Origin of the sequence: Chryseotalea sanaruensis (genome assembly GCF_003990915.1) — a bacterium.
In the GTDB taxonomy this organism is placed as follows: domain Bacteria; phylum Bacteroidota; class Bacteroidia; order Cytophagales; family Cyclobacteriaceae; genus Chryseotalea; species Chryseotalea sanaruensis.
The window spans coordinates 1-2,732 of record NZ_BHXQ01000019.1 but is presented as its reverse complement, the minus strand read 5'-3'; the positions used below and the strand labels follow the sequence as shown (position 1 = coordinate 2,732).

At 35.7% G+C, this 2,732-nt stretch carries 4 protein-coding genes; 1 reads left to right on the top strand and 3 read right to left on the bottom strand.

Annotated features, from left to right (window positions below; genetic code table 11):
* Positions 1-242 precede the first annotated feature (242 nt).
* Positions 243-599, bottom strand: coding sequence for a TfoX/Sxy family protein (locus SanaruYs_RS19945; protein WP_127124384.1), 357 nt, complete (start codon positions 597-599; stop codon positions 243-245).
* A 1-nt stretch (position 600) separates the two neighbouring features.
* On the bottom strand, positions 601-1,044 hold the full coding sequence (locus SanaruYs_RS19940) for an SRPBCC family protein (protein WP_127124383.1): 444 nt from the start codon (positions 1,042-1,044) through the stop codon (positions 601-603).
* Between the two features lie 81 nt (positions 1,045-1,125).
* Here SanaruYs_RS19940 and SanaruYs_RS19935 point away from each other — a divergent pair, with 81 nt between their 5' ends.
* Complete coding sequence (locus SanaruYs_RS19935; protein ID WP_127124382.1) at positions 1,126-1,548, top strand: winged helix-turn-helix transcriptional regulator; 423 nt, start codon at positions 1,126-1,128, stop codon at positions 1,546-1,548.
* 146 nt (positions 1,549-1,694) lie between these two features.
* Here the strand turns inward: SanaruYs_RS19935 and SanaruYs_RS19930 are convergent, their stop codons facing one another.
* Entirely contained in the window at positions 1,695-2,546 is an 852-nt protein-coding gene (locus tag SanaruYs_RS19930; RefSeq protein ID WP_127124381.1) for a GIY-YIG nuclease family protein, read from the bottom strand.
* Positions 2,547-2,732 lie beyond the last annotated feature (186 nt).

Genomic DNA, 2,732 nt, shown 5'->3' with positions numbered 1-2,732 from the left:
TCATTGACAAGTGTGTCCCAGATTTCCAGTTTTTCAATAAGATTATCTGAGTAACCGAGTGCTTTTAGAAGTCCTTTATCTCTTTTCATAATTGAATTCGTTTGCGTTGGTGGCATTGTGCACAACGTTTGTGTTTGCGCAGTGGTGGGCTTTTGAAAACGTATTTGTCCACCATGACCATACGTAGAACGAAGATAACACTTATAGCTTACACGTCACCCCACCATTGCGCAAACATTTTGTTAGTGGCTGGGCTTTTTCTTTGGTCGTTTTGAAGATTTGGCTTTCTTATTATAGTCTAACGCTAAGTTTATCCAATAGTCAAAGTCTTTTTCTGATTTCATTCCGATTTCTTCAATCATTACATAGCCTTTCATTGGCCTTTTGGTAAAGTCCATAGTTCTACAACCTTGTTTTTCAATGGCCATGTCGTGAAGCGTTGGGTCAATGCGGCACATTAATTCGTCTTTGATTATTCCAACGCACATTTTATCATTGTACATAAATGTCAAGCCCCCCATCATTTCTTTTTCAGTAATGTTGGTTAGCTCGACAAATTTTTCTCGTACTCGATTTGCTAAAATTTCATCGTATGCCATATTATTTTTCTGCGTAGGTTTTTAGCCCTGTCAAAAATTTGTTTATGCCCGAGTTGAATTGTTTTCCTATCATCATTTTATCCATCAATACTCCGAGAATACCATACTTAACCGTGTATTCCATAACTTGTTGCACTTTGGTAGAGTTCCCGTTTTTTTGGAAGCTGTAAGTATGTTTCAACCCTTTAATTGGGAAAGAGCAGTCGGTAAGTTGATAAACCAATTCTTCGTTTGGTTTGAAAACTGTAATCTTTTCATCAAACCAATTTTTTCCGTCTAGCATTAGCACTTTCCTTTTTGCGTTAAGTCCTGTTTTGTTTTCAGAAATCAAGGTGGCTTTTTTAACTGTAGGATCAGTTTGGCCCAAAAGCTCTAAGTCCGTAAGTATGCTCCAAATTTTTTCTATTGGTGCATTAATTGTGATGTCGTTAATTAATTTGCTCATTTTCCTGTTTTTAATTGTGAAACGCAAATATACATAACCACTTTTAATTTGCAAGTGGTATTATTTTTATATCTTTGCATTATGAAAAAGATTAAAAGAAGGTCTGACTGTCCGATAAGCTTTGCATTAGAAATATTTGGCGACAAATGGACATTTCTGATTGTTAGAGACTTAATGTTTAAAGGAAAACATTTTTACGGTGAATTTCTTTTGTCGGGAGAAGGGATTGCAACCAATATTCTTTCTGATAGATTGTCCTTGTTAGAAAACAATGGTATTATCAGTAAGTCAAGCGATCCTGGTCATAAACAAAAAATAATGTATAGGCTTACCCAAAAAGGGATTGATTTAGTTCCTGTTTTGGTTGAAATGATTATGTGGTCTGCAAAATATGATAAGCAATCTGCAGTCGAAAAACAATTTGTTAAAGCTGTCAAAAAAGATAAAGTTGGTCTGATTGATGGAATCACAAGTCAACTCGTTAATGATATAGATGCGTCATAGCCTTGCCACTAACGTTTGGCTATAACCAGTGGCGGCTTTTGAAAACTTCATTGTCCACCGAGACCAAACGTAATAGCGAAGATAAAACTTTATACTTACTCATCACCTGCCATTGGTTATAGCTTTTGTTGTGCCCAGTTGCTAACTCAGTCTTCAGGTTCCTCAGTTTCTTTTAATCTAACTCCATTTTCCAGTCGCCACTCCATTGGTCCACTTGCGGATCTACCCATGACAATTACTGCTGCGGCTGAAGAACTGCTAAATATATGGTCTTTTGAGAATTCGTAACTATTGTCAGACAGAACTAAGACTCCATTGTCAATTAGTTTCTGTTTTTGGTTTAGCCAATATTGACCGAGTGATTTAGTATTCTCCACAGATGCTTTTGACCCTTTAAATACTACAAATCCGTCAGATGTATTTATTCCTTTCGCGTCTGTCCCACGTGCAGATTTTATAGAAAAAACATCTTGTTTAGAAATGGATATTGTTTCTCTTTTCTCATCAAAAATCTTGTGTCCAAGCGTATTAACAAGAATCTTAACATTGAATATAAACTCTTCCATTTCATTTTCATCTGATTCAGAAATGGATGATTTTGTCGGTGTTGTATTATTATCAACTACATATCTGTCAGCCTGCTTGGCTAACTCATGAAACCGATTTTCCAGATACTTAATATGAGCTTTATTGAGATTATCATCTTTGCTTACAAACACAATGGTCTCATTCCAAAAGTCTTTTTGAGTCAAATGTTGATTCAGGCGTTTTAAAATAACTTCAGCTTCTCCTATATATACCTGAGGATTTTCTGTTTCACTTTTTCCCAAGAGAAAGTAAATGCCTGTATTTTCTAAGTCTGGTCTGTCAGAACAGTCCTTTATTTTGTTACGTGGAATTTTATATGCTTTTCCTGTCCAATTTGAAATCTCGCAAGCCATTCTACCATTAGGATCACCATCTATAAGGAAAATCTTTATCGTCTTACCAAATTTCATTTTCAATCTTTGAGGTTTATCAATTAATGGTTAACGTAAATTTTCACAGCAATTGGGCACAACCTTTAGATTCAAACCATGATTTGAAGTAAAGGTATTAATCGTTAAATTTTATAAACAAAAGCAGCCGGAGCACTATGCCGCCAACCAAGTTGTGAGGCTTATCCAGCGATTCAGTCCGACTGC

Bases quoted from the DNA above. Each gene is read 5' to 3' on its own strand.
- SanaruYs_RS19945 (WP_127124384.1), bottom strand. From the start codon at position 599: ATGGCATACGATGAAATTTTAGCAAATCGAGTACGAGAAAAATTTGTC.
- SanaruYs_RS19930 (WP_127124381.1), bottom strand. From the start codon at position 2,546: ATGAAATTTGGTAAGACGATAAAGATTTTCCTTATAGATGGTGATCCT.
- SanaruYs_RS19935 (WP_127124382.1), top strand. From the start codon at position 1,126: ATGAAAAAGATTAAAAGAAGGTCTGACTGTCCGATAAGCTTTGCATTA.
- SanaruYs_RS19940 (WP_127124383.1), bottom strand. From the start codon at position 1,044: ATGAGCAAATTAATTAACGACATCACAATTAATGCACCAATAGAAAAA.